The sequence below is a fragment of the Streptomyces guryensis genome, assembly GCF_021261325.1.
Lineage (GTDB): Bacteria > Actinomycetota > Actinomycetes > Streptomycetales > Streptomycetaceae > Streptomyces > Streptomyces guryensis.
The window spans coordinates 20294-44557 of record NZ_JAJSBI010000039.1 but is presented as its reverse complement, the minus strand read 5'-3'; the positions used below and the strand labels follow the sequence as shown (position 1 = coordinate 44557).

At 70.2% G+C, this 24264-nt stretch carries 27 protein-coding genes; 13 read left to right on the top strand and 14 right to left on the bottom strand.

All coding sequences use genetic code 11. The features are described from left to right. Positions 1 to 12 precede the first annotated feature (12 nt). Both LJ657_RS43865 and LJ657_RS43860 read left to right on the top strand, forming a co-directional pair. Positions 13 to 207 carry a DUF3046 domain-containing protein gene (locus tag LJ657_RS43865; RefSeq protein ID WP_232655311.1) on the top strand — a complete coding sequence of 65 codons (195 nt, stop codon included), beginning with the start codon at positions 13 to 15 and terminating at the stop codon, positions 205 to 207. A gap of 60 nt (positions 208 to 267) precedes the next feature. Next, positions 268 to 1536 carry an AI-2E family transporter gene (locus LJ657_RS43860; protein ID WP_232655310.1) on the top strand — a complete coding sequence of 423 codons (1269 nt, stop codon included), beginning with the start codon at positions 268 to 270 and terminating at the stop codon, positions 1534 to 1536. A gap of 28 nt (positions 1537 to 1564) precedes the next feature. Here LJ657_RS43860 and LJ657_RS43855 read toward each other — a convergent pair whose 3' ends face one another. Further along, the gene (locus LJ657_RS43855) at positions 1565 to 2371 is read right to left on the bottom strand and encodes a hypothetical protein (protein WP_232655309.1); all 807 of its coding nucleotides are present in this window, start codon (positions 2369 to 2371) and stop codon (positions 1565 to 1567) included. A 362-nt stretch (positions 2372 to 2733) separates the two neighbouring features. Here LJ657_RS43855 and recA point away from each other — a divergent pair, with 362 nt between their 5' ends. Together recA and recX are read left to right on the top strand one after the other, a co-directional pair. After that, positions 2734 to 3858: a recombinase RecA gene (gene recA, locus LJ657_RS43850; RefSeq protein WP_232655308.1), complete on the top strand. Its 1125-nt coding sequence runs from the start codon at positions 2734 to 2736 to the stop codon at positions 3856 to 3858. Positions 3859 to 3861: 3 nt separating this feature from the next. After that, on the top strand, positions 3862 to 4755 hold the full coding sequence (gene recX, locus LJ657_RS43845; RefSeq protein ID WP_232655307.1) for a recombination regulator RecX: 894 nt from the start codon (positions 3862 to 3864) through the stop codon (positions 4753 to 4755). 171 nt (positions 4756 to 4926) lie between these two features. Here the strand turns inward: recX and LJ657_RS43840 are convergent, their stop codons facing one another. The 8 genes from LJ657_RS43840 to LJ657_RS43810 form a co-directional block, all read right to left on the bottom strand. After that, positions 4927 to 5319, bottom strand: coding sequence for a rhodanese-like domain-containing protein (locus tag LJ657_RS43840; RefSeq protein ID WP_372488059.1), 393 nt, complete (start codon positions 5317 to 5319; stop codon positions 4927 to 4929). 35 nt (positions 5320 to 5354) lie between these two features. Further along, positions 5355 to 5894 carry a cupin domain-containing protein gene (locus tag LJ657_RS43835; RefSeq protein WP_232655305.1) on the bottom strand — a complete coding sequence of 180 codons (540 nt, stop codon included), beginning with the start codon at positions 5892 to 5894 and terminating at the stop codon, positions 5355 to 5357. A 79-nt stretch (positions 5895 to 5973) separates the two neighbouring features. Further along, positions 5974 to 6021 carry a hypothetical protein gene (locus LJ657_RS49255; protein WP_309506048.1) on the bottom strand — a complete coding sequence of 16 codons (48 nt, stop codon included), beginning with the start codon at positions 6019 to 6021 and terminating at the stop codon, positions 5974 to 5976. A 128-nt stretch (positions 6022 to 6149) separates the two neighbouring features. Next, positions 6150 to 7751, bottom strand: a complete 1602-nt coding sequence (locus tag LJ657_RS43830) for an FAD-dependent monooxygenase (protein WP_232655304.1) — start codon at positions 7749 to 7751, stop codon at positions 6150 to 6152. 183 nt (positions 7752 to 7934) lie between these two features. Continuing rightward, complete coding sequence (locus LJ657_RS43825) at positions 7935 to 8864, bottom strand: amino acid ABC transporter permease (RefSeq protein WP_232655303.1); 930 nt, start codon at positions 8862 to 8864, stop codon at positions 7935 to 7937. Beyond that, on the bottom strand, positions 8861 to 9529 hold the full coding sequence (locus LJ657_RS43820) for an amino acid ABC transporter permease (RefSeq protein WP_232655302.1): 669 nt from the start codon (positions 9527 to 9529) through the stop codon (positions 8861 to 8863). The genes LJ657_RS43825 and LJ657_RS43820 overlap by 4 nt, the downstream gene beginning before the upstream one ends. Positions 9530 to 9604: 75 nt before the next feature. After that, positions 9605 to 10447, bottom strand: coding sequence for a glutamate ABC transporter substrate-binding protein (locus LJ657_RS43815; RefSeq protein WP_232655301.1), 843 nt, complete (start codon positions 10445 to 10447; stop codon positions 9605 to 9607). A 78-nt stretch (positions 10448 to 10525) separates the two neighbouring features. Then, complete coding sequence (locus LJ657_RS43810) at positions 10526 to 11302, bottom strand: amino acid ABC transporter ATP-binding protein (RefSeq protein ID WP_232655300.1); 777 nt, start codon at positions 11300 to 11302, stop codon at positions 10526 to 10528. 300 nt (positions 11303 to 11602) lie between these two features. Here LJ657_RS43810 and LJ657_RS43805 point away from each other — a divergent pair, with 300 nt between their 5' ends. Then, positions 11603 to 12289: a response regulator transcription factor gene (locus LJ657_RS43805; RefSeq protein WP_232655299.1), complete on the top strand. Its 687-nt coding sequence runs from the start codon at positions 11603 to 11605 to the stop codon at positions 12287 to 12289. Positions 12290 to 12298: 9 nt separating this feature from the next. Further along, a complete protein-coding gene (locus tag LJ657_RS43800) occupies positions 12299 to 13702 on the top strand; it encodes a sensor histidine kinase (protein WP_232655298.1) in 1404 nt (467 codons plus the stop codon). 43 nt (positions 13703 to 13745) lie between these two features. On the opposite strand, the gene LJ657_RS43795 is transcribed toward LJ657_RS43800, so the two are convergent. Beyond that, positions 13746 to 14747: a TAXI family TRAP transporter solute-binding subunit gene (locus LJ657_RS43795; RefSeq protein WP_232655297.1), complete on the bottom strand. Its 1002-nt coding sequence runs from the start codon at positions 14745 to 14747 to the stop codon at positions 13746 to 13748. 112 nt (positions 14748 to 14859) lie between these two features. Here LJ657_RS43795 and LJ657_RS43790 point away from each other — a divergent pair, with 112 nt between their 5' ends. Next, positions 14860 to 15264: a pyrophosphohydrolase domain-containing protein gene (locus LJ657_RS43790; protein ID WP_232655296.1), complete on the top strand. Its 405-nt coding sequence runs from the start codon at positions 14860 to 14862 to the stop codon at positions 15262 to 15264. A gap of 613 nt (positions 15265 to 15877) precedes the next feature. Here LJ657_RS43790 and LJ657_RS43785 read toward each other — a convergent pair. Together LJ657_RS43785 and LJ657_RS43780 are read right to left on the bottom strand one after the other, a co-directional pair. Beyond that, complete coding sequence (locus LJ657_RS43785) at positions 15878 to 17089, bottom strand: cation:proton antiporter (RefSeq protein WP_232655295.1); 1212 nt, start codon at positions 17087 to 17089, stop codon at positions 15878 to 15880. Positions 17090 to 17093: 4 nt separating this feature from the next. Beyond that, positions 17094 to 17579: a cation:proton antiporter regulatory subunit gene (locus tag LJ657_RS43780; protein WP_232655294.1), complete on the bottom strand. Its 486-nt coding sequence runs from the start codon at positions 17577 to 17579 to the stop codon at positions 17094 to 17096. A gap of 182 nt (positions 17580 to 17761) precedes the next feature. Between LJ657_RS43780 and LJ657_RS43775 the strand changes: the two genes are divergently transcribed. Genes LJ657_RS43775 through LJ657_RS43760 form a run of 4 tightly spaced genes read left to right on the top strand, consistent with a single transcriptional unit; the run spans position 17762 to position 21730 of the window. After that, positions 17762 to 18709 (top strand): sensor histidine kinase, encoded by a 948-nt coding sequence (locus tag LJ657_RS43775; protein WP_232655293.1) that lies wholly within the window; start codon positions 17762 to 17764, stop codon positions 18707 to 18709. Further along, entirely contained in the window at positions 18709 to 19362 is a 654-nt protein-coding gene (locus tag LJ657_RS43770) for a response regulator (RefSeq protein WP_232655292.1), read from the top strand. The genes LJ657_RS43775 and LJ657_RS43770 overlap by 1 nt, the downstream gene beginning before the upstream one ends. 58 nt (positions 19363 to 19420) lie before the next feature. Then, complete coding sequence (miaB, locus tag LJ657_RS43765; protein WP_232655291.1) at positions 19421 to 20938, top strand: tRNA (N6-isopentenyl adenosine(37)-C2)-methylthiotransferase MiaB; 1518 nt, start codon at positions 19421 to 19423, stop codon at positions 20936 to 20938. 54 nt (positions 20939 to 20992) lie between these two features. Beyond that, complete coding sequence (locus LJ657_RS43760; protein WP_232655290.1) at positions 20993 to 21730, top strand: class III extradiol dioxygenase subunit B-like domain-containing protein; 738 nt, start codon at positions 20993 to 20995, stop codon at positions 21728 to 21730. Positions 21731 to 21800: 70 nt separating this feature from the next. On the opposite strand, the gene LJ657_RS43755 is transcribed toward LJ657_RS43760, so the two are convergent. Then, the gene (locus LJ657_RS43755; RefSeq protein WP_232655289.1) at positions 21801 to 22070 is read right to left on the bottom strand and encodes an antitoxin; all 270 of its coding nucleotides are present in this window, start codon (positions 22068 to 22070) and stop codon (positions 21801 to 21803) included. Between the two features lie 63 nt (positions 22071 to 22133). After that, a complete protein-coding gene (locus LJ657_RS43750) occupies positions 22134 to 22403 on the bottom strand; it encodes a hypothetical protein (RefSeq protein ID WP_232655288.1) in 270 nt (89 codons plus the stop codon). A 182-nt stretch (positions 22404 to 22585) separates the two neighbouring features. Here LJ657_RS43750 and miaA point away from each other — a divergent pair, with 182 nt between their 5' ends. Both miaA and LJ657_RS43740 read left to right on the top strand, forming a co-directional pair. Further along, on the top strand, positions 22586 to 23524 hold the full coding sequence (gene miaA, locus LJ657_RS43745) for a tRNA (adenosine(37)-N6)-dimethylallyltransferase MiaA (protein ID WP_232655287.1): 939 nt from the start codon (positions 22586 to 22588) through the stop codon (positions 23522 to 23524). A gap of 108 nt (positions 23525 to 23632) precedes the next feature. Then, positions 23633 to 24136: a hypothetical protein gene (locus LJ657_RS43740; protein ID WP_232655347.1), complete on the top strand. Its 504-nt coding sequence runs from the start codon at positions 23633 to 23635 to the stop codon at positions 24134 to 24136. Positions 24137 to 24264: the final 128 nt, after the last annotated feature.

Below are 24264 nucleotides of genomic sequence, written 5' to 3'. Positions count from 1 at the left end.
GGGGCGGAGCTCATGCGGTTGACAGTCTTCTGGCAGCGGATGGCGGATCACTTCGGTCCGGGATACGCCGACACCTTCGCGCGCGACCACGTGATGGCGGAACTCGACGGTCGCACTGTGCACGGGGCGCTCGACGCCGGCTGGGATGCCAAGGACGTGTGGCGCGCCGTCTGCACAGTCATGGACGTTCCGCGGGAAAAGCACTGATCGGTCACGAAGATCGCAGGACGGTAGTTGATTGTCAGACCAGTGGGCGAGACTTGATCCGTGGCACCCACTGACGAGCCCGGGCAGACGGCCCAGCACACATCCCCGTTCGGCACGACGCCGCCCGGCCCGCCCCTGGCCGACGCCGCCGGGCCGAGCGTCCGCATGCCGCGCTGGCTGCCGCGCGCCGTGGTGCTCGTCCTTGCCCTCTACGCGGCTCTCCAGCTGGGCACTTGGGCGTTCCACCAGCTCACCGGCCTGCTGATCAACGTCCTCATCGCGTTCTTCCTGGCTCTGGCCATCGAGCCCGCGGTGAGCTGGATGGCCTCGCGCGGCATCCGCAGGGGGCTGGCGACGGGCTTCGTCTTCCTCGCCGTAATGATCATGGCGGCGGGCTTCGTCACCCTGCTCGGCTCCATGCTCGCGGGTCAGATCATCAAGATCGTCGAGGAGTTCCCGAACTACCTCGACTCCGTCATCAACTGGGTCAACACACACTTCCACACCGAACTCAGACGCGTCGACGTCCAGGAGGGACTGCTCCGCTCCAACTGGCTGCGCAACTACGTGCAGAACAGCGCCACCGGTGTGCTGGACGTGTCCGCGCAGGTCATCGGCGGTCTCTTCCAACTGCTGACGATCGTGCTGTTCTCGTTCTACTTCGCCGCGGACGGCCCGCGGCTGCGCCGCGCCATCTGCTCCGTACTGCCGCCCGCGCGGCAGGCCGAGGTGCTGCGTGCCTGGGAGATCGCCGTCGACAAGACCGGCGGTTACATCTACTCGCGCGGCCTGATGGCGCTCATCTCCGGCATAGCGCACTACATCCTGCTGCAGATCCTGGGTGTGCCCTACGCGCCCGTGCTCGGCGTCTGGGTGGGCCTGGTCTCCCAGTTCATCCCGACCATCGGCACCTACCTCGCGGGCGCCCTGCCCATGCTGATCGCCTTCACCGTCGATCCCTGGTACGCGCTGTGGGTGCTGATCTTCGTCGTGGTCTACCAGCAGTTCGAGAACTACATGCTGCAGCCCAAGCTGACCGCGAAGACCGTCGACATCCATCCCGCCGTAGCCTTCGGCTCGGTCATCGCCGGCACCGCGCTCCTCGGCGCCGTCGGCGCGCTGATCGCCATCCCGGCGGTCGCCACGCTGCAGGCGTTCCTGGGGGCGTACGTGAAGCGGTACGCCGTCACGGACGACCCTCGCGTCCACGGCCACCGGAGAGGGGGATCGGGGCCGGGTCTGCTCACACGCGCGGGGCAGCTGTGGACACGGCGGCAGGGGGCGGCACAGGGTGCGGTGGGGGAGTCCGGGGAGGGTTCCTCCTCCTGAGCCACGGCCGGATGCGGGAACAGCCGACTCAGTACGTGAGGACGGCCCACACCCCGGCGCCGATGACGGCAGCCACGTAGCAACAGGTCGCCGCGGCCACGATCCGACGCCGGACCGGCTCGCTCCAGGACGTGGCGGACAGCAGCCGGGCCAGCACCGGCAGGACCAGCACGGCGTGCAGGCTGACTCCGTGGAGCGGCTTGAGCGGGGCCGTCGAGTGATATGCCGCCTCCTGATGCCCGGTACGGGTGAGCACGACACCGCGCGCGATCATCGCGGCGCCCGAACCGAGCCCGACGAGCAGGATCGCGAAGCCGGAGCGCACCGCGAGCGCCATCCCCGCGGGACCTGCGGGCCGATGCCGGAACGACGCGAGGGCGAACATGGTGAGCAGCACGACGAGGACACCACCGCCCACCGCGAGAGTCATGGACACCGCTGTGTCGAACGGTGTCTCCATGTCGAGGTGCGAGGGCACCCGGCGCCAGGCCTGAAGGGTGATACCGCCGACCTCTACGACGCAGTCGGCGGCGAAGACGACGAGCAGCAGGGCGCGCAGCCGCGAACCGATGCGCAGATACGACGTCACCCAGGTGACCGCGATCAGCGTCATCCCGAAGGACAGCCCGAACGTGACGGGCTTGCGCCAGGAGACGGGGCCGTCCCAGGGGCCGCCGTCGACGGCGAACACCACCAGGTGCACGAGTCCGGAGAGGATCAGGAGGAGGCCTACGGTGTGGCAGCGGCGCTCTGACGGGCGGGCCCCCGCCGTGGCTGCGACGACAGGGGGGCGTTTCGCCCTGCCGCCCTCTCGGGCGAGCTTCTCGGTCTCCATGCCCTCAGCCTCGCGAGACCGCCCCCTCCGGTCGTCGTCCGGCCGAAGACACCCGTCGTACGCCGGAAGAAGTAGCCGGGGTGGGTCGCAGACACGAACAGAGGCCGCACGGCTCGGAGTCCGGCCCGCTGTCGGACCGCGGACGTAGTGTCGGAAGCGTCGAGTGGTGCGCTTGACACCAAAATCGAACATCCATTCTTATGGAGGCTCCGGCGAAGCTCTCGACGGGTAATTCGGCATGGTTTTGACGTGGATGTGCCCGAGTTATCCACAGGCCGGACGGGCGTCGGGGCGCATTGTCAGTGGCAGGCGTTAGCGTCTTTGACGTGAAGCGATCGACTCAAGCAAACCGGGTGGAACCCATGGCAGGAACCGACCGCGAGAAGGCGCTCGACGCCGCGCTCGCACAGATTGAACGGCAGTTCGGCAAGGGTGCCGTGATGCGCCTCGGCGAGCGGCCGAACGAGCCCATCGAGGTCATCCCCACCGGGTCGACCGCACTCGACGTCGCCCTCGGCGTCGGCGGCCTGCCGCGTGGCCGTGTGGTGGAGGTGTACGGCCCGGAGTCCTCCGGTAAGACGACCCTGACGCTGCACGCGGTGGCGAACGCGCAGAAGGCCGGCGGCCAGGTCGCCTTCGTGGACGCGGAGCACGCCCTCGACCCCGAGTACGCCAAGAAGCTCGGCGTCGACATCGACAACCTGATCCTCTCCCAGCCCGACAATGGCGAGCAGGCCCTGGAGATCGTGGACATGCTGGTCCGCTCCGGCGCCCTCGACCTCATCGTCATCGACTCCGTCGCCGCGCTCGTCCCGCGCGCGGAGATCGAGGGCGAGATGGGCGACAGCCACGTCGGTCTCCAGGCCCGTCTGATGAGCCAGGCCCTGCGGAAGATCACCAGCGCGCTCAACCAGTCCAAGACCACGGCGATCTTCATCAACCAGCTCCGCGAGAAGATCGGCGTGATGTTCGGCTCCCCGGAGACCACGACCGGTGGCCGGGCGCTGAAGTTCTACGCCTCCGTGCGGCTCGACATCCGTCGCATCGAGACTCTGAAGGACGGCACCGACGCGGTCGGCAACCGCACCCGGGTCAAGGTCGTCAAGAACAAGGTCGCGCCGCCCTTCAAGCAGGCCGAGTTCGACATCCTCTACGGCCAGGGCATCAGCCGTGAGGGCGGCCTGATCGACATGGGCGTGGAGAACGGCTTCGTCCGCAAGGCCGGCGCCTGGTACACGTACGAGGGCGACCAGCTCGGCCAGGGCAAGGAGAACGCGCGCAACTTCCTGAAGGACAACCCCGACCTGGCCAACGAGATCGAGAAGAAGATCAAGGAGAAGCTGGGCGTCGGCGTGCGACCGGAGGAGCCCACCGCTGAGCCGGGCACGGACGCCGCCGTCTCCGCCACCGCGGACGACGCAGCGAAGGCGGTACCCGCTCCTGCGGCCAAGACAGCCAAGGCCAAGGCTCCGGCTGCCAAGAGCTGACGTATGACACGGCGAACCGACTGGGCCGAGTACACCCACCCGGACCCTCCGCGAGGGCGGGGCGGGAGAGGCGACGCGGCTCTTGCCGGGCCGGAAGGCGATGCGTACGGGGCCGATGCGGGGCACGGCGCGCAGGGGGGACACGACCGCGCGAGGTCACGCGGCACGACGGCGTACGGCACCGGGGGGTCGTACGGCGACGAGCCGGGCGGCAGCGAGTGGCCGGACGACGGAGGACCGGACGGTTCCGGTTCGTCCGGTGGTGGTTCGCGCCGTGGCGGCCGGGCCCGTGGGGCGGGCGGCTCCCGCGAGCGTCGGCAGCGACGTCGCGGGGACCCGTCCAGTGAGGGCGGGGGCTCCTCCTCCTCGTCGAGGGCCGAGCAGGAGGAGTCCTCAGGGGACCCGGTGGAGCGGGCACGGGCGATCTGCCTGCGCCTGCTCACCGGGACCCCGCGCACGCGCAAGCAACTCGCCGACGCGTTGCGCAAGCGGGAAATTCCGGACGAGGCCGCCGAGGAGGTGCTGTCGCGGTTCGAGGAAGTCGGGTTGATCAACGACAGCGCGTTCGCGGACGCCTGGGTGGAGTCCCGGCACCACGGCCGGGGGCTCGCCCGGCGGGCACTGGCCCAGGAGCTGCGGACCAAGGGCGTCGACTCCACGCTGATCGACGCGGCCGTCTCCCAGCTGGACTCGGAGCAGGAAGAGGCGACCGCGCGCGAACTCGTCGCCCGCAAGCTGCGTTCCACGCGTGGCCTCGACCGGGACAAGCGGCTGCGCCGCCTTGCGGGGATGCTCGCCCGCAAGGGTTACTCCGAGGGCATGGCGCTGAGGGTGGTGCGGCAGGCGCTGGAGGACGAGGGCGAGGACAAGGAGTTCCTCGGGGACGAAGGGTTCTGACGGGGCAGGAGCCATCGAGGCGTGGCGACCGGGATACGTGCCGCGCTCAGCACGGCCTGACCGTCTAACCCTGCGGCGCGGTCCTCCTTGCCGGTGCGTTGGTTGTCCGCATCGAGAGCATGTCGGACGGCTACGGAGTACCGGCGTCGGCAACGACCGATCGCCGACCCACTACGACGTCACCGGCAGCCCCGCCGCCTTCCACGCCTGGAACCCGCCGACCAGGTCCGTGGCCCGCCCCAGCCCCAAACCGTGCAGGGATGCCGCCGCGAGGCTCGACGCGTAACCCTCGTTGCAGATCACCACGACCCGCACCTCGTGACCCGTGGCCTCGGGCAAGCGGTGGCTGCCTTGCGGGTCGAGGCGCCACTCCAGCTCGTTGCGTTCGACGACCAGTGCGCCCGGAATCAGGCCGTCCCGCTCGCGCAGGGCTGCGTATCGGATATCGACCAGGAGTGCCTCGCCGGCGTGGGCGGCGGCGTGCGCCTCCTTCGGCTCGATCCGCTCATAGCCCTGGCGCACCCGCTCCAGCAACTCGTCGATGCCGATGGGCTGTTCGCTCACGTTCTCCGCTTGCCCGCGGGTCGGACCGCCCCCGCTCACTGCCAGTCCTCCGGGCGCTCGACCTGCTCCAGGCGCAGGACCTGGCCCACGCGGCTGTAGCGGCGGATCTGCGGCAGGGGCGGGTAGTAGGCGTGGACGGAGACCGCGTGCCGGTCGGTGGACTCGTTGAGTACCTCGTGGACATGGTGACGACCGAAGGCACGGCCCTTGCCGGTCGGCAGTTGCCGCTCCCGGTCCACGCCGTCGGTGAGTTCCAGGGTCTTCCAGCCGTCGGCGGGCAGCCGGGCAGCGAGCGAGTTCTCCTTGAGCTCTCCGGCCGCCGTCACGAAGGCGCCGACGGACTCGGCGTGGTCGTGCCAGCCGGTGCCCGTGCCGGGCGGCCAGCCGATCAGCCAGGCCTCGCTGCCGCCAGGCCCCTCGAGGCGCACCCAGGTGCGGCCCTCGGGATCGAGCGGGAGTGAGGCGATCAGCTCGGCGTCCGCGGCCGTACGCCGTACGAAGTCGAGGAGGTCCGCCTGCGTCGGAACCTGGGCGGCTGCGGCGAGGGAGGGAGGGGCGGAAGGAGAGACAGACACGTGGCACCGTCCTGAAGAAGAGTTCGCGGGGGCGCGCGGCAGCACTGGAAGGCGCGCGCGGAAGAGGTGGGATGCGAATTCAGCAGGACGGACGACACACGCAGCCCGCATAGCGGACGAGGTCCATATGGACCCTCCGCCACAGGCGCACAAAGGTGTCGGTCACGATCCGGAGTACACCATTGACGGTGCGGGGCGGTCAACTCACCGTCACCATGTGGACCAGACGGTGACGGTGAGCAAGGTCTCTTCGAGTTACTTTGACGGCGAGCCGGCCGTGGCCTCCGCTTTCACCGGTCCTCCCAGCGTCGCCTCCGCAGCCGAGTAGAGGTCGGCCGGACGCACTCCGCCCAGCGCGGCGACCAGGTGACCGTCCGGCCGTACCAGCAATACGGTGTGGGCCGCGGCGCCGGGGTAACTCTCCGCGACCAGCAGCTCGGCGGGATGCGGCAGTGCGGCCACCGCGGCGGCAAGCCGGGGCATGATCCCGGCGGTCACCCAGTGCTTGCGGTCCCACACCCCCGTGCCCGGCGCGACCAGCACCACCAGCAGGGCTCCGCACCCGAGCCGGTCCCGTAGCTGTACGAAGGTGCCGTCCTCTGCGGTGACCCGCACATCGGTGACCGGCTCGCCGGGTGCCGTGTCCACGGGGACCTCGCCTTCGAGGTGCCGGGGCGCCAGCGGGGAGGCCGCGTACGCCCCGGGCGCACCGAGTGATCCACGCCCCAGGTGACCGTCCGTGAGCAGCGCGTCATGGCCGCGGGCCGAGCCCGGTACGTACGCGCGCAGTCCTCCGCCGCCGCGCAGCAGCGGCAGCGCCTGGTCGGCCGCGCGCAGCCGACCTGCTACGACCCCGCGTCGTTCCGCCTGGTAGCTGTCGAGCAGCGCCTCATGCGGCCCGTGGTGCCAGGCGAGCGCGAGCTTCCAGGCCAGGTTGTCGGCGTCCCTGAGCCCCTCGTCGAGGCCCTGCGCGCCGAGTGCTCCGAGAAGGTGAGCCGCGTCCCCGGCGACGAAGACCCGGCCGACCCGCCAGCGGCGGGCCAGCCGGTGGTGGACCGTGTGGACTCCGGTGTCGAGGAGTTCGTACGCCGGTGTCGGGCCCCCGGTCCAGCCGGCCAGGGTCTCCCGGATACGGGCCAGCAGCAGCTCGGGCGTGACCAGGTCCTTGCCCGGTGGCAGTAGCCAGTCCAGGCGCCAGACGCCGTCCGGGAGGGGGCGGGCGGTCACCTCCGCGGCCGATGGCCCGGACGTCCGCCACGGCGGCATCCGATGGAGCAACGCTTCGTCCGCCCACGGAAGTTCCGTGCGCAGCGCGGCCACGGCGTGTCGTTCCACCGCGGTACGGCCCGGGAAGCGGATGTCCTGCAGTTTGCGCACCGTGGAGCGCGGGCCGTCGCAGCCGACCAGGTAACTTCCGCGCCACCAGGTGCCCTTGGGGCCTCGGGTGTGGGCGGTGACTCCCGAGGGCTCCTGCTCGACGGTGTCGAGGCGGCTGTCCACGGCGACCTCGACGAGGGGCTCGGTGGCCAGGGCGGCGCGCAGCGCGACGGTCAGGACGTGCTGGGCGATGTGCAGGGGGGCGGGTTCGTCGCCGCCGAAGGTGACCTCGCGCATCACCTGCTTGCGCCGCATTGACCGCCATCCGGCCCAGTGGGTCCCGTGCTGCGCGAGCGGCTGGCCGGTCAGCCGCTCCAGCAGGGCGGCGGTGTCCTCACGCAGGACCACGGTCCGCGCGGGGCGCGGTTCGTCCTTGCCGGGGCCCTCGTCCAGCACGACGCAGGGCACTTCCTGACGGGCCAACGCCAGGGCGAGCGTGAGCCCGACGGGCCCTGCTCCGACAATGATCACCGGGTCCACGGCGCGGCGCCCCCTGCTCGTGGCGGCGTCCTGACGGACGTATGTGAACAGGAAGTTGGAGCAGGGTGCACGATCACAGAACGTATGCAACCCATTGGCGGGGTTTGCGTCAAGCGACGGAGGCAGTGGCGATCATGCCACTGCCTCCGTGCCTCCGTGCCTCCCATGCGGGTTGACTGGCCGTCAGAGGTAGGTCCTGCTGCCAGGCATGCCACCGCCCTCGCCGCCGGTCCCGAAGCCACCGCCCACCGCTGCCGGGTTGACCTCGACCGCGTCTTCGCCGAGGACCGCGCCCGTGCTCTTCTTGCTGCGCCTGAGCCTGGCCTCCAGCCAGCCTGCGAAGGTCGTGATCGAGAAGTTCAGCGCAATGAAGATCACAGCGATGACCGTGAAGGTGGCGATGGTGTTGCCGTAGTAGCCGATCATTGTGTTGCCGGACGCGAGCAGTTCCGGGAAGGTGAGGACCGCGCCGCCCAGGGCTGTGTCCTTCACGATCACGACGAGTTGGCTGACGATGGCCGGGAGCATCGCGGTGACCGACTGCGGCAGCAGGATGAGCCGCATCACCTGGCCCTTGCGCATGCCGATCGCCACGGCCGCCTCGGACTGGCCCTTGGGCAGGGCCAGGATGCCGGCCCGGACGATCTCCGCGAGGACCGCGGCGTTGTACAGCACGAGGCCGGTGACGACCGCATACAGTGGGCGGTCGTCCGAACTGACGTTGGTGTAGTTGGCGTACAGGGCCTGCCCGAAGATCATCAGGACCAGCACGGGGATGGCCCGGAAGAACTCCACGACGACCGACGCCGGTACGCGGACCCAGACGTGGTCGGAGAGCCGGGCGATGCCCAGGACGGCACCGAGCGGCAGGGCGATGATCATGGCCAGCGCGGCGGCCTTCAACGTGTTCTGCAGACCCGGCCAGAGGTATGTGGACCAGGCTTCCGTGCCGAAGAATGGCTTCCACAGCACCCACTCGAGCTGGTTCTTGTCGTCGAGGCTGGTGTACACCCACCACACCAATGCCGCGAGGGCGACCACGAAGATGCCGGTGAAGAGGACGTTGCGCCGCTTGGCGCGCGGCCCCTGCGCGTCGTAGAGAACGGAACTCATCGCTTGATCGCCACCTTCTTGCCCACCCAGCCGAGGATCAGACCGGTCGGCAGCGTCAGAATCACGAAGCCCAGCGCGAAGATCGCAGCGATCGGGATGAGTTGGGCTTCCTTCTCGACCATCGTCCTCATCAGGGTCGCCGCCTCGGCGACACCGATCGCGGCGGCCACCGTGGTGTTCTTCGTGAGGGCGATCAGGACGTTCGCCAGCGGGCCCACGGACGAACGGAACGCCTGCGGCAGTACGACCAGCCTGAGCACCTGGGAGAAGCTGAGGCCGATCGCGCGGGCGGCCTCAGCCTGACCGACAGGCACCGTGTTGATGCCGGACCGGATCACCTCGCACACGAACGCCGACGTGTATGCGACCAGACCGAGAACGGCGAGCCGGAAGTTGAGCGTGTCGATGACCCCCTTCGCGCCGAGGGTGACGCCCAGGGTGTTGGCCAGGCCCAGCGACGTGAACAGAATGATCACGGTCAACGGAATGTTCCGCACGGTATTCACATACACGGTGGCGAAACCGCGCATCAGAGGCACCGGGCCGACGCGCATGGCGGCCAGCAGAGTGCCCCAGACCAGGGAGCCGGCGGCGGCGAGCAGCGTCAGCTGCACCGTCGTCCAGAAGGCCCCCAGCACGTCGTAACCTTGAAGAAAGTCGAACACGATCTCCCGCGCTTCCGCGTGTAGGGATGCCCCGGTGCGCCGCCTCGGAGGACGGCGCACCTGTCAGGCGTTGCTTCAGCTCTTGACGACGCCGATCTTCGGCGCGGGCTCGTTCTTGTAGCCCGCCGGGCCGAAGTTCTTCTTCACGGCCGTCTCCCAGGAGCCGTCGGAGACCATGTCCTCGAGGGCCTTGTTGATCTTCGCCTTGAGGGCGCTGCCCTTCTTGACGCCGATGCCGTAGTTTTCGTTGGTCATCTTGAAGCCGCCCAGCTTGAACTTGCCCTTGTACTGGGCCTGGGAGGCGTAGCCGGCGAGGATCGAGTCATCCGTGGTGAGTGCGTCGATCGCACCGCTCTGCAGACCGGTCAGACACGCCGAGTAGGTCGGGTACTTCTGCAGCTGGGCCTTGGGGGCCAGCTTGTCGTGGACGTTCTGCGCCGACGTCGAGCCGGTCACCGAGCACAGGTTCTTCTTGTTGAGGTCGGCCGGCGACTTGATGGAGCTGTCGTTGGCGCGGACCAGGACGTCCTGGTGGGCCAGCAGGTACGGGCCGGCGAAGTCGACCGACTTCTCGCGCTCCGGCGTGATCGAGTACGAGGCAGCGATGAAGTCGACGTCACCGCGCTGCAGCATGGTCTCGCGGTCGGCGCTCTTCGACTCCTTCCACTCGATCTTGTCCGCGCTGTAGCCGAGCTTCTTGGCGACGTACGTGGCGACGTCGACGTCGAAGCCGGCGTAGCCCTGCGGCGTCTTCTGGCCGATGCCCGGCTGGTCGAACTTGATGCCGATGGTGATCTTCTTGCCGCCGCCCGAGGAGGAGCCGCTGCCCTTGTCGTTGTTGCTCGACCCACAAGCCGTGGCAGCCACGGCAAGAGCGAGTACGGCGGCCGAGGCGGCGGTGACCTTGCGGAGCTTCATGGTGAACATCCTTTGGGTGGTGAAGAGAAGAGCGCCGGCGGAGAGACGGGAGCCGGCGGTGGCTGAGCGGGGCGAACCTCAGTGGTGAAGGATCTTCGACAGGAAGTCCTTGGCGCGGTCGCTGCGCGGATTGCTGAAGAACTGGTCGGGCGCAGCCTCCTCGACGATGCGGCCGTCCGCCATGAAGACAACGCGGTTTGCAGCCGATCGTGCGAAGCCCATCTCATGGGTGACGACGATCATGGTCATGCCGTCGCGGGCGAGCTGCTGCATGACCTCGAGGACCTCGTTGATCATCTCCGGGTCGAGGGCCGAGGTCGGCTCGTCGAAGAGCATGACCTTCGGGTCCATGGCCAGCGCCCGCGCGATGGCGACGCGCTGCTGCTGGCCGCCGGAGAGCTGAGCGGGGTACTTGTCCGCCTGGGTGGCCACGCCCACCCGGTCGAGCAGGGCCCGGGCCTTCTCCTCGGCCTTCTTCTTGTCGGCCTTGCGGACCTTGATCTGGCCCAGCATCACGTTCTCGAGCACGGTCTTGTGCGCGAAGAGGTTGAAGGACTGGAAGACCATGCCGACGTCGGCGCGCAGGCGGGCCAGCTCCTTGCCTTCCTGGGGCAGCGCCTCGCCGTCGATCGTGATCGAGCCCGAGTCGGCTGTCTCCAGGCGGTTGATGGTGCGGCACAGGGTGGACTTACCGGACCCGGAGGGCCCGATGACCACGACGACCTCGCCGCGGGCGATCGTCAGGTCGATGTCCTGGAGTACGTGCAACGCGCCGAAGTGCTTGTTGACGCTCTTCAGGACGACCAGTTCGCCGGTCGCGGCCACATCTTCCTTGGCCACCGATACTTCGGTCATCGCTATCGGGCTCCGTCCTCCTCGGTTTCGGAGGACAGTAGTAACCCCGTTCCACCAGCGTCATTACATCTGAGGGGAATCTGAGCATCACGATCCGATAGCAATCGGACACGTGTCGTAGCACTTCACAGCACTCGCGGGCGGGGCCGCGTATCGGCCAGGTAACTAAAGCGGTCCGCAACCGGAACCCACTTGACGCCGTCCTCGTCCATCAGCGTGACTGCCTTGGTGCACGCGCGGGCGTGCCAGGCATTTTGTGCCCATCCTGTTCGTACGGCCGATGAACCGAAGGAGGCCCGGATGAGACTGCTCCTCGTCGAGGACGACAACCATGTCGCCGCCGCTCTTTCTGCGGTTCTGGCACGGCACGGTTTCGACGTCACGCACGCGCGTAGCGGCGAGGAAGCCCTCCAGGCACTGGTGCCCGAGGGCGACGGCTTCGGCGTCGTCCTGCTCGACCTGGGCCTGCCCGACCAGGACGGCTACGAGGTCTGCGGCAAGATCCGCAAGCGCACCGCCACCCCGGTGATCATGGTCACCGCGCGCTCCGACGTCCGCTCCCGCATCCACGGCCTCAACCTCGGCGCCGACGACTACGTGGTGAAGCCGTACGACACCGGGGAACTGCTCGCCCGTATCCACGCCGTCAGCCGGCGCAGCGTCCACGAGGACGCCGGGGCGGGCGGCGACCACGAGCTGCGCCTCGGGTCGATGCTCATCGAGCTGCCCACGCGGCAGGTCAGCGTGGACGGTTCGGTTGTCCAACTGACCCGCAAGGAGTTCGATCTCCTCGCCCTCCTCGCGCAGCGCCCAGGGGTCGTCTTCCGTCGGGAGCAGATCATCAGCGAGGTGTGGCGCACCAGTTGGGAGGGGACCGGACGCACCCTGGAGGTGCATGTCGCGTCCCTGCGCGCCAAGCTGCGCATGCCGGCCCTGATCGAGACCGTACGCGGCGTCGGTTACCGGCTCGTCGCCCCGGCCTCGTAGCGTGCACGGGTGCGTACTCGTCTTCTTCCGCTGCTGATCGTCCTGATGGCAGCCGTGCTGCTCGCCCTCGGCATCCCGCTCGCGGTGAGCGTCGCCTCCGCTCAGCAGCAGAAGGTCGTCGTCGACCGGATCGACGACACGGCGCGCTTCGCGTCCCTCGCCCAGTTCGTCACCGATGCCTGCAGTTCCACGCGCACGTCCACTGACGAGCGCCTCGACACGCTGAGCAGTGAACTCGCCAGCTATTACGGCGTCTACGGCATCCGGGCCGGGGTGTTCTGCCGCACCGACATCCCCATGGCCCAGGCACCGCCGACCTTCTTCCTCCCCGACAAGGGCGAGGTGCGCGAGGCGTTCGCGGAGGCGCTGCTCAGCCGCCGCAGCCACGACCCCAAGCAGGTGTGGCCCTGGCAGCGCCATCGTCTGGTCGTCGCCTCGCCGGTCATCCGCGACGGCGACGTCGTCGCGGTGGTCGTCACCGACTCGCCCACCGGGGCGCTGCGTTCGAGGATCCTGCACGGCTGGCTGGTCATCGGCGTGGGCGAGATCGCCGCGATGCTGCTGGCCGTCGGCGCCGCGCTGAGGCTGACCGGCTGGGTGCTCAGGCCGGTACGGGTGCTGGACGCCACCACGCACGCGATCGCGAGCGGACGCCTGAAGTCCCGGGTGGCGGCTGCCGGTGGCCCTCCGGAACTCCGGCGCCTGGCCCGCTCGTTCAACGAGATGGCGGACAACGTCGAGGACGTCCTGGAGCAGCAGCGCGCCTTCGTCGCCGACGCCTCGCACCAGCTGCGCAACCCTCTTGCGGCGCTGCTGCTGCGCATCGAACTGCTCGCTCTCGAACTGCCGGAGGACAATGAGGAGATCGCATCGGTCCGCACCGAGGGCAAGCGTCTCGCTGAGGTCCTGGACGACCTGCTCGACCTGGCCCTGGCCGAGCACGCCGACGCCGACCTGCGGATCACCGATATCGGCGCGCTGACCGCCGAGCGCGTCGCGGCCTGGACGCCGACCGCCGAGGCCAAGGGCGTCCGGCTGGTGGGCAATTGCCCCCCGACCACCGCCTGGGCGGACCCGGTCACGCTCTCCAGCGCGCTGGACGCGGTGATCGACAACGCGGTCAAGTTCACGCCGAAGGACGAGTGCGTCGAGGTCACGGTCGCGGCCGACGGTGACACCTCGACCGTCGTGGTCACCGACAACGGCCCCGGCCTGACCGACGAGGAACTCGCCCGCGTCGGCGACCGCTTCTGGCGCAGCGGCCGCCACCAGAACATCAAGGGCTCCGGCCTCGGCCTGTCCATCTCGCGCACGCTGCTCGCCGCGGGCGGCGGTTCGATCTCGTACGGCCGTCACGAGCCGCACGGGCTCAGGGTGACGGTGTCCGTGCCGAGGAACAGCCCTCCGGTCTGACCGAGGGGTGGTACCGCTACGGCTTGCCCGACGGAGTGGACCCCTACGGCTTGACCGAGCGGTAGTAGCGCCGGGCGCCCTCGTGCAGGGCCAGTGGGTCGGTGTAGATCGCGGTGCGCAGGTCGACGAGCTGCGCGGAGTGGACCATCGTGCCGATGCCGTCACGGCTCCTGATCACCGTGCGGGTGATCCACTCGGTGAGCCGGGGGTCCATGTCCTTGCGCGTCATCAGCAGATTGGACACGGCCAGCGTCGGCACTGCGACCCCGTTCTGGACGCTGGGGTAGGCCGACTCCGGCATGTTGGTGGCGCGGTAGTAACGGGTGGCGCGGTTGTGGTCGTGCAGATCGGCGACGAGGTCGGGCTTGATCGGTACGAAACGGAAGGTGAAGGTGTGGGCGAGCTTCTGCAGCCCCTCCGTGGGCAGCCCACCGGACCAGAAGAACGCATCGATCTTGCCCTGCTTCAGCCCTTCCGGACCGGTGTCGATGCCGTCGGCGAACGGCGTGATGTCCTTCGTCGCGTCGATGCCGGCGGCCTTGAGCACCCGGTCGGCGATCAGCCGCACACCTGAGCTGGGCGGCCCTATGGCCACCCGTTTGCCCTTGAGGTCCGCGACGGACGAGATGTCCGAGTCGCGCGGCACGATGAGCTGCACATAGTCGTCGTACAGGCGCGCCACGCCACGCAGCTCGTCGGCGCCGGGATTGTGATCGGCGAGCTCGTACGTCTCCACCGCGTCGGCCGCGGCGATGGTGAAGTCGGCCTGGCCGGTCGCCACCCGCCTGACGTTCTCCTGGGAGCCGTCGCTGGTCAGCAGCTTCACCTTCAGGTTCGGCATGTCCTTGCGGAGCGCGGTGCGCAGCAGCTTGCCGTACTGCTGGTACACCCCGGCCTGCGTTCCCGTGCTGAACGTGATCGTTCCGCTCGGAGGGGCCTCGCCCAGGGGCAGCAGCCACCACAGCAGCAGCCCGAAGGCGACGAAACCGGCGGCCGCGCCCTGCAGGGCCCGGCGCCTGCCGATCCGGGGGAACATCTTGGACATGGCAGGGATCCTGCCAGCCGGAACGCGGTGCTGACCAGGGCTGCTGACCGGGGCAGGGGTCACAACGGGATCACGACCGGGCGTTGTCGGTGGCGCTCGATACAGTCGCCGTATGAGCTCATCGCCCGCCGACCTGGTTCGCCAATTCCACCTCGCCGTCGGGCTGGACGCCCGTAGTACGCCCACCGAGGTTCCGCCCCCGCTGGCGGCCCACCGCGGAGAACTCCTCGCGGAGGAGGCCGCGGAGGTCGCCGAGGTCTCGGTCAACGGCCCACTCGACAAGCTCGCCCACGAACTGGCGGACGTCGTGTACGTGGCCTACGGCACCGCCCTGGTCCACGGCATCGACCTCGACGCGGTGATCGCCGAGATCCACCGCTCCAACATGACCAAGCTGGGCCCCGACGGCCTGGTCGCCCGCCGCGCCGACGGCAAGGTCCTCAAGGGCGACCACTACGAGGCCCCGGACGTATCGGCTGTACTGCGCCGACAGGGGTGGGCGCCCGGCGGTCTGTGACGTCTCGGGGCGGGACTGCCCACTGGCTTGCAGTCGTCCAGCGGCTGGTGGGTGGCTCTGGTCGGCGGGGTCGGCCCTTGTGCGGGGCCGGGGGTGCACCGCGGTGGGTGGACGCTGGGGCGTGGCCCCGGCCGGTAGGGGTGGTACCCGTTCGGCGCCCCGTAGGTGGGCCGCGATGGGGTGAGTTCTGCGGCGCAGCCTTCGCCGGAAGTGCCGGCGCTCGTCCACCGGGCGACGGGTGTCCGAGGGTGCGTGCAGCGCGCCTGCCAACGAAGATGTCAGTCGCCCCAGTCCATGGCCGTCCGACGTGCCTGCCCGCTCGCAGCGGCCCGCCGACGGGTCGGTCAGTCGCCCTCCTGCCGATCCGGCGAGGTCGCGTGAGCCCGCAGCGGCCCGTCGACGGGACCGGCAGTCGCCCACCGGCCGATCCCGGGAAAGCGCGTGTGACTTGAGGCGGGGCCTGTGGAAGGACTGTCAATCGCCCACCGGCCGATCCCGCGAAAGCGCGTGTGCCTTGAGGCGGGGCTTGCGGCGGGACTGTCAATCGTCTGCCGGCCGATCGATGTCCGACGGCGCGTTGGCCCTCCGGCGGCGCGAACCTGCGGCAGGACCGTCAATCGCCCACCGACACGCCCGCTCTCGATGTCTGCGAGGAATCCGTACGGGCGTTCCAGCGCTCGCTCAGGCGCCGGGCCAGGGGCTCGGTGTAGCGCGCGGTGAGCGGGCCGAGGACGACCAGGATGAGGACGTACGCCGTGGCCAGCGGGCCAAGGGACGGCTCGATTCCGGCGCTCACCGCCAGCCCTGCGATGACGATCGAGAACTCGCCCCGCGCCACCAGAGCACCGCCCGCGCGCCAGCGGCCCCTGACGGAGATCCCTGCCCGCCGGGCCGCCCAGTACCCGGTGGCGATCTTCGTCGCCGCCGTGACGAGGGCGAGCGCGAGCGCGGGCAGCAGGGCGGGCGGGATGCTGGCCGGGTCGGTGTGCAGCCCGAAGAACACGAAGAACACCGCGGCGAACAGGTCCCGCAACGGGCTCAGCAGCGTGTGGGCGCCTTCAGCGACCTCCCCGGAGAGCGCGATGCCGACCAGGAAGGCACCGACGGCCGCCGACACCTGGAGCTGCTGCGCGACGCCCGCGACCAGGATCGTCAGCCCCAGGACGACGAGCAGCAGCTTCTCCGGGTCGTCACTGGAGACGAACCGCGAGATGACGCGCCCGTAGCGCACGGCCACGAACAGGACCAGCCCCGCGGCCCCCAGCGCGACGGCAAGCGTCACGCTCCCGGCCAGCAGCCCGGCTCCGGCCACCAGCGCGGTCACGATGGGCAGGTACACCGCCATCGCCAGGTCCTCCAGCACGAGGACGCTGAGGATCACCGGGGTCTCCCGGTTACCGACCCGGCCCAGGTCGCCGAGCACCTTCGCGATGACCCCGGACGACGAGATCCAGGTGACACCGGCCAGCACCACGGCGGCCACCGGCCCCCAGCCGAGCAGCAGCGCCGCCGCCGCGCCAGGCACGGCGTTGAGCGCGCAGTCGACCAGGCCCGACGGGTAGTGCGACTTGAGGTTGGTGACCAGGTCGCCGGCCGTGTACTCCAGACCCAGCATCAGCAGCAGCAGGATCACGCCGATCTCGGCGCCGATCGCGACGAACTCCTCGCTCGCCCCCAGCGGCAGCAGTCCGCCCTCGCCGAAGGCCAGGCCGGCCAGGAGGTACAGCGGAATGGGCGAGAGCTGAAAGCGGGCGGCGGCCCGGCCGAGCAGGCCGAGGCCGAGGAGGATGGAACCGAACTCGATCAACAACACCGCGGAGTGCACAGGTTCACTCCCGCCCGAGTATCGCCGCGGCGGCGTCGACGCCCTCGCGAGTGCCGACGACGATCACGATGTCACCGCCCGCCAGCCGGAAGTCGGGCGCCGGCGACGGAATCGCCTCGGCCCGGCGCAGCACCGCCACCACCGACGCGCCCGTCTCGGTCCGCATCCGTGTGTCGCCCAGCACCCGCCCGTTCCAGCGCGAGGGCGCGGCCACCTCGATCCGCTCGGCGACCAGCCCCAGGTCGGAGGCGTAGAGCAGGCTCGCGCTGTGGTGGGACGGCTTCAGCGCGTCGATCAGCGCGCCCGCCTCGGAGCCGGACAGCCGCAGCGACTGGGCACAGGAGTCCGGGTCGTCGGCCCGGTACACGTTCACCGTGCGCGCGCCGTCGCGGTGCGCCACCACGGACAGATGGCGTTGGTCGCGTGTCACCAGGTCGTACTGGACCCCGATGCCCGGCAGCGGCGTCGCCCTCAGACGTGGCGCAGACACGTTTCTCCCCTTGTTCCGGCGGCATGGTCATGGTCTGCCGGTGATCAACCCCGGCCGATTCGCATGCTGCCATCCGCCCGTACGGTGGCGACATGGGTGACGTCACGGATATACGCGGCCGGGGACGGACGGCGAGGCTGGCCGGAGCCACAGCGGGAGCGCCCGCGGAACCGGGGAGGACCGTGTCACTGTTCTGGCGGATCTTCTCCCTCAACGCCACGGGCCTGATCGCGGCCGCCGCCCTGCTGCTCGGCCCGGTCACCGTGTCGACCCCCGTCCTGCCGGCCGAGGCACTGGTCGTCGTCGTGGGTCTGGCCACGCTGCTGGCCGGCAACGCGATCGTGCTGCGTCTCGGGCTTGCTCCGCTGCGGCGGCTCGGCCGGGCCATGGCCACCGCGGACCTGCTGCGCCCCGGCGCCCGCGCGGTCGTCGCCGGCCCGGCGGAGGCCGCCGAGCTGATCACGACGTACAACGCGATGCTCGACCGGCTGGAGAGCGAACGCGCGGCCGGCACGGCCCGTGCCCTGCTCGCGCAGGAGCGCGAGCGGCAGCGCATCGCCCGCGAACTGCACGACGAGGTGGGCCAGACCCTGACCGCCGTCCTCCTCCAGCTCAAGCGCGTCGCCGACCGCGCCCCCGAGGAGCTGCGCGGGGAGGTGGGCCAGGCGCAGGAGGCGACCAGGGCCGGCCTGGACGAGATCCGCCGCATCGCCCGTCGGCTGCGCCCCGGCGTTCTGGAGGAACTCGGCCTGGTCAGCGCCCTGCGCTCACTCGCCGCCGAGTTCACCACACATGGGCTGACGGTGCGCCATCACATCACCGGCGACCTGCCACCGTTGACCGAGCAGTCGGAGCTGGTGGTCTACCGCGTCGCCCAGGAAGGACTCACCAACACGGCCCGGCACGCCGGCGCCGACCGTGCCGAGGTCCGCCTCCGGCCGCTCGCCGACGGCGTCGAACTCCTCGTGCGCGACAACGGCAAAGGCCTCGGTACGGCCCCGGAGGGCGCCGGAATCCGCGGCATGCGCGAACGCGCCCTGCTCATAGCTGCCGACCTCTCGCTCGAAGCCGGCCACCATGACGGCACCGAGGTGCGCCTGCGCGTACCCGTCACCGCCGGAGACCGCTGATGGCATCCCCCGCGCGCGTGCTGCTCGCAGACGACCACGCGCTCGTACGCCAGGGCGTGCGGCTCATCCTGGACGGCGAGCCCGATCTGACCGTGGTCGCCGAGGCCGGGGACGGCGCGGAAGCGGTGGGGCTGGCACGCGCGCGTGACGTCGATCTGGCCGTACTGGACATCGCCATGCCCCGTATGACGGGCCTCCAGGCGGCCCGCGAACTCTCCCGTCGCCTGCCCGACCTGCGCATCCTCGTGCTCACCATGTACGACAACGAGCAGTACTTCTTCGAGGCCCTCAAGGCCGGAGCCAGCGGCTACGTCCTCAAGTCGGCCGCCGACCGCGATCTGGTGGGGGCATGCCGGGCGGCCGTGCGCGACGAGCCGTTCGTGTACCCGGGGGCCGAGCGGGCTCTCGTCCGTTCCTACCTGGACCACCTGCACCGGGGCGTCGACCTGCCCGCGCGGCCGGTCACCGAGCGCGAGGAGGAAATCCTCAAGCTGGTCGCCGAGGGCCACACCTCGAAGGAGATCGGCGAACTGCTCTTCATCAGCGCGAAGACGGTCGAGCGTCACCGCGCGAACCTGCTGCACAAGCTGGGCATGCGCGACCGCCTCGAACTCACCCGCTACGCGATCCGCGCGGGCCTCATCGAGCCGTGAACCCCAGGTTGTCCACAGGGCGACCGGAGACACTTCCGGCACCGCCTACCCTTGTCACATGAGCAGCATCGACCGGAGCCAGGCAGTGGGCGAGAAGACCTACGAAGTGCGCACCTACGGGTGCCAGATGAACGTCCACGATTCCGAGCGACTGTCAGGGCTGCTCGAAGAGGCCGGGTACGTGCGTGCGCCCGAGGGGTCGGACGGGGACGCGGACGTCGTCGTCTTCAACACCTGCGCGGTGCGCGAGAACGCCGACAACCGGCTGTACGGCAACCTCGGCCGCCTCGCCCCGATGAAGACGAAGCGCCCCGGGATGCAGATCGCGGTCGGCGGCTGTCTCGCGCAGAAGGACCAGGACACCATCGTGAAGAAGGCGCCCTGGGTGGACGTCGTCTTCGGCACGCACAACATCGGCAAGCTGCCGGTCCTGTTGGAACGCGCGCGCGTGCAGGAAGAGGCCCAGGTCGAGATCGCCGAGTCCCTGGAGGCGTTCCCCTCCACCCTGCCGACGCGGCGTGAGAGCGCGTACGCGGCGTGGGTGTCGATCTCCGTCGGCTGCAACAACACCTGCACCTTCTGCATCGTCCCGGCCCTGCGCGGCAAGGAGAAGGACCGTCGTACCGGCGACATCCTCGCCGAGATCGAGGCTCTGGTCGCCGAGGGCGTCTCCGAGATCACGCTGCTCGGACAGAACGTCAACGCGTACGGCTCCGACATCGGTGACCGTGAGGCATTCAGCAAGCTGCTGCGCGCCTGCGGAAGGATCGAGGGCCTGGAGCGCGTCCGCTTCACCTCCCCGCACCCGCGCGACTTCACGGACGACGTGATCGCGGCGATGGCGGAGACGCCGAACGTGATGCCCCAGCTGCACATGCCGATGCAGTCCGGCTCGGACACGGTCCTGAAGGCGATGCGCCGCTCGTACCGGCAGGAGCGCTACCTCGGGATCATCGAGAAGGTGCGGGCCGCCATCCCGCACGCCGCGATCACCACCGACATCATCGTGGGCTTCCCGGGTGAGACCGAGGAGGATTTCGAGCAGACCCTGCACGCCGTCCGTGAGGCGCGGTTCGCGCAGGCCTTCACCTTCCAGTACTCCAAGCGCCCCGGCACCCCGGCCGCGACCATGGAGAACCAGATCCCGAAGGAGGTCGTCCAGGCGCGGTACGAGCGTCTCGTCGCCCTCCAGGAGGAGATCTCCTGGGAGGAGAACAAGAAGCAGGTCGGCCGCACCCTGGAGCTGATGGTCGCCGAGGGCGAGGGCCGCAAGGACGGCGCCACCCACCGCCTCTCCGGCCGCGCCCCCGACAACCGCCTGGTCCACTTCACCAAGCCCGGGCAGGAGGTGCGTCCCGGCGACGTGGTCACGGTCGAGATAACGTACGCGGCCCCGCACCACCTCCTCGCCGAGGGCGCCGTCCTCGACGTGCGCCGCACGCGCGCGGGGGACGCCTGGGAGAAGCGCAACGCGGCCGAGGCGGCGAAGCCGTCGGGCGTCCTGCTGGGCCTGCCGAAGATCGGCGTGCCCGAGCCGCTGCCGGTCGCGACGGGAAGCGGCTGCGGCTGCGACTGACCTGTCCACCCGGCGCGGTGTCCGCCGGCAGTCGGCGGGGTTACCCTGCCGATCATGCTTGTCGTCGCCGCCGTATGCCCCTGCCCGCCGCTGCTCGTGCCCGAGGTCGCCGCGGGTGCCGCCGCCGAACTGGACGCCGCGCGTGCCGCCTGCACGGACGCGCTCGGTGTGCTCGCGGCCGCCCGCCCCGACCGGCTCGTCGTGGTCGGACCCGCGGAGCAGAGTGGCCGAGGCGTGTATCCGGAAGGCACGCGGGGCTCCTTCCGTGGTTTCGGCGTCGACATGGACGTACGGCTCGGCCGGGCCGAGGCCGTCGCGCCCGAAGACCGGGCCCCGGCGGCGTCGGAGCGGTCGCTTCCGCCCTCGCTGGCAGTGGCCGCGTGGCTGCTGGAGCGCACTGGTTGGTCCGACGCCCCGATCGAGGGACTCGGCGTGGGGGAACCTCTGGCATCCGAGCGGTGTATTCAAGTCGGAAGGGAAATCGCCGCCGGGGCCGAGCGGGTGGCGCTGCTGGTCATGGGCGACGCCAGTGCCTGCCGCACGCTCAAGGCCCCCGGTTACCTCGACGAGCGCGCGGCACCCTTCGACGCGGAGGTCGCGCGGGCGCTGGGAGCGGCGGACGTGGCGGCCCTCAAGGCTCTGGACACCGAGTTGGCGTCCGAGCTGAAGGCATCGGGCCGAGCACCCTGGCAGGTCCTTGCGGGCGCGGCCGAGGGCATGAGCCTCGCAGGCGCACTGCTGTATGAGGACGCGCCGTACGGCGTGGGGTACATGGTCGCGACCTGGTCGTAGAGGCGCCGGTAAACGGCGGACGGCCGGGAGCCCTCGGGCCCCGCGGCCGTCCGCCGGTGTGCCGTGCCGTTCAGGAAGCAGGCGGCGTGGAACTTGGCGGTGCGGTCGTGCCCCCGGCCGTCCCCGTGCCGTCCTTGTGCGCGAGTCGGTCCATGGCGCCCTTGGCCTTGCCGGTCCCGGTGTGGATCTTGTCGCTGTACTTGCCCTTGGTCTTCTCGTCGACGACCTTCGCGGCCTTGTCGAGACCGTGCGTGATCCTGTCCCCGTGCTGCTGCGCGAGGCCGGAGACCTTGTCCTTGGCCGGGTTGAGCTTGGCTTTCAGGTTGTTCAGGAGACCCATGGTCCACCTTCCGTTGTTCCCGGGGCTCGGCACGCCCCTTCGGCTCACTCGCGCACGCGGCGGCTACGTGCGGGCGTCCTCGCCCGCGTCGCGGTCGGCCGCCTCCTCGGCGGACTGCTGCTTGGGGATCTCGACGCTCTCACCGGAGGCGGCCTCGGCGGCCTCCGTCGCCTCCGGATCGCCCTCGGTGGGCTCCTCGGCCGAGGCCGACCCCTTCGCCTCTGCCGCCCCCTCCGTCGCGGGCTCGGCCGTCGGTGTGTCGGCCTGAGCCTCGGCGGTTGACGCCTCCTCCGTAGCCTTCGACCTCCGCAGAAGTCGTGCGAAAACGCCCATATCCACTCCATACGTTACTTGTGCGGGTGAAATCCCGCGTCGTCCGGTGCGCCCGTTTGCGCCGCCCGGGTCGCCGCCCCCCGAAACCGGCGGCGAGAACCTCGCAACGGGCAACGACCCGGCACCTGTGCCGTCACGTAACTCGTTCGAGGAGTGCCCCCGGGGTTTGCGAGACTGGTGCGGTGAGCACCGCACCCCCCGCCCCCCGAGTCATCGCCGTCGTCGGACCGACCGCAGCCGGAAAGTCTGATCTGGGCGTTTTCCTTGCCCGGCAGCTCGGAGGCGAGGTCGTCAACGCCGACTCCATGCAGCTCTACCGGGGGATGGACATCGGCACCGCCAAACTGACGCCCGAGGAGCGCGGCGGTATCCCGCACCACCTCCTCGACATCTGGGACGTGACGGTCACGGCCTCCGTCGCCGAGTACCAGAAGCTCGCTCGCGCCAAGATCGACGGCCTGCTCGCCGAAGGCCGCTGGCCGATCCTGGTCGGCGGCTCCGGCCTCTACGTCCGCGGCGCGGTCGACAACCTGGAGTTCCCCGGCACCGACCCCGAGGTCAGGGCCCGACTGGAGGAGGAACTCGCGCTGCGCGGCTCCGGCGCGCTGCACGCCAGACTGGCCGCCGCGGACCCCGAGGCGGCGCAGGCGATCCTGCCCAGCAACGGCCGCCGTATCGTCCGGGCCCTCGAAGTGATCGAGATCACCGGTCAGCCCTTCACCGCCAACCTCCCCGGTCATGACTCGGTCTACGACACCGTCCAGATCGGCGTCGACGTGGCCCGCCCCGAACTCGACGAGCGCATCGCCCGCCGGGTCGACCGGATGTGGGACGCCGGGCTCGTGGACGAGGTGCGCGCGCTGGAGGCGCAGGGCCTGCGCGAGGGGCGTACGGCGGCCCGCGCGCTCGGCTACCAGCAGGTGCTCGCGGCGCTGGCCGGTGGGTGCACCGACGCGGAGGCGCGGGCCGAGACCGTGCGCGCCACCAAGCGCTTCGCGCGCCGCCAGGATTCCTGGTTCCGGCGCGACCCGCGGGTGCACTGGCTGAGCGGGGCTGCGGCGGATCTCACAGAACTTCCGCAGCGGGCGCTGGCGTTGGTCGAACGACCGGTCACAGCCTGATCACGTCATGGCATCGGGACGCTCCGGCCGCCGTTCCGGCCTCCGGCGCCGTGCCATCATCGAGCTTCGATCGACCAAGTGGAGTCCTAGTTGGGAGGGCGCGTGGCGATGGAGGCCGGCCCTCGCGACACCGCACAAGGCACCGAGCCCCTCACCGTCGAGAGCGGTGAACCGGAGCAGGACGAGCACCGTCTGAGCCCGGACGGGCCCGATGAGACTCAGGGCGGAGTGACCGACGACGGACCCGAGCCCGACGAGCTGTTCGCCGGTGGCCCGGAGGTCGAGGTCGAGCTGCGCCCGCAGCGCCGTCTGCGCATCTGGCAGCTCGCCCCCATCGTCGCCCTGGCCGCGGTCGGCTCCCTGATGTTCGCCTTTCCGCTCGCCTTCGACTTCGGCGACAGCGGCGCCGTCATCGCCATGCTGGGCCTGCTGATCTGCTCCTGCGCGGCCGGCTGGGGCATGATGGCCGCCCGCCGGGTGGGTTACACGGGCCCTGGCCTGCCGCAGCGCGGCTCCGGCCGCCGACCGGACTGGCGGGTCGTCCTGGCATACGTCGTGGTCGTCGCCGCGGTTGTAGTGCTCGCCGTGTGGCGCGTGGCAAGGCTCCGCTAGAGCGCCCCTGAAAGGGGCGCGGGGCTGTGTCGACATGCGGCGCCGCCGCGTGGGCGCGCCCCACCGGCCCGAGCGGACTCACCACCCCTCCGTCTGTCACTCCCAGCGGGGTGGTCCCTTACGATCGA

What these genes read in the sequence shown, in the direction of transcription:
- LJ657_RS43770 (WP_232655292.1), top strand. Translation starts at nt 18,709, where the DNA reads ATGGCATCCCCCGCGCGCGTGCTGCTCGCAGACGACCACGCGCTCGTA.
- LJ657_RS43760 (WP_232655290.1), top strand. Translation starts at nt 20,993, where the DNA reads ATGCTTGTCGTCGCCGCCGTATGCCCCTGCCCGCCGCTGCTCGTGCCC.
- LJ657_RS43790 (WP_232655296.1), top strand. Translation starts at nt 14,860, where the DNA reads ATGAGCTCATCGCCCGCCGACCTGGTTCGCCAATTCCACCTCGCCGTC.
- LJ657_RS43755 (WP_232655289.1), bottom strand. Translation starts at nt 22,070, where the DNA reads ATGGGTCTCCTGAACAACCTGAAAGCCAAGCTCAACCCGGCCAAGGAC.
- LJ657_RS43825 (WP_232655303.1), bottom strand. Translation starts at nt 8,864, where the DNA reads ATGAGTTCCGTTCTCTACGACGCGCAGGGGCCGCGCGCCAAGCGGCGC.
- LJ657_RS43865 (WP_232655311.1), top strand. Translation starts at nt 13, where the DNA reads ATGCGGTTGACAGTCTTCTGGCAGCGGATGGCGGATCACTTCGGTCCG.
- recX (WP_232655307.1), top strand. Translation starts at nt 3,862, where the DNA reads ATGACACGGCGAACCGACTGGGCCGAGTACACCCACCCGGACCCTCCG.
- LJ657_RS43740 (WP_232655347.1), top strand. Translation starts at nt 23,633, where the DNA reads ATGGAGGCCGGCCCTCGCGACACCGCACAAGGCACCGAGCCCCTCACC.
- LJ657_RS43805 (WP_232655299.1), top strand. Translation starts at nt 11,603, where the DNA reads ATGAGACTGCTCCTCGTCGAGGACGACAACCATGTCGCCGCCGCTCTT.
- LJ657_RS43750 (WP_232655288.1), bottom strand. Translation starts at nt 22,403, where the DNA reads ATGGGCGTTTTCGCACGACTTCTGCGGAGGTCGAAGGCTACGGAGGAG.
- recA (WP_232655308.1), top strand. Translation starts at nt 2,734, where the DNA reads ATGGCAGGAACCGACCGCGAGAAGGCGCTCGACGCCGCGCTCGCACAG.
- LJ657_RS43810 (WP_232655300.1), bottom strand. Translation starts at nt 11,302, where the DNA reads ATGACCGAAGTATCGGTGGCCAAGGAAGATGTGGCCGCGACCGGCGAA.
- LJ657_RS43795 (WP_232655297.1), bottom strand. Translation starts at nt 14,747, where the DNA reads ATGTCCAAGATGTTCCCCCGGATCGGCAGGCGCCGGGCCCTGCAGGGC.
- LJ657_RS43855 (WP_232655309.1), bottom strand. Translation starts at nt 2,371, where the DNA reads ATGGAGACCGAGAAGCTCGCCCGAGAGGGCGGCAGGGCGAAACGCCCC.
- miaB (WP_232655291.1), top strand. Translation starts at nt 19,421, where the DNA reads ATGAGCAGCATCGACCGGAGCCAGGCAGTGGGCGAGAAGACCTACGAA.
- LJ657_RS43815 (WP_232655301.1), bottom strand. Translation starts at nt 10,447, where the DNA reads ATGAAGCTCCGCAAGGTCACCGCCGCCTCGGCCGCCGTACTCGCTCTT.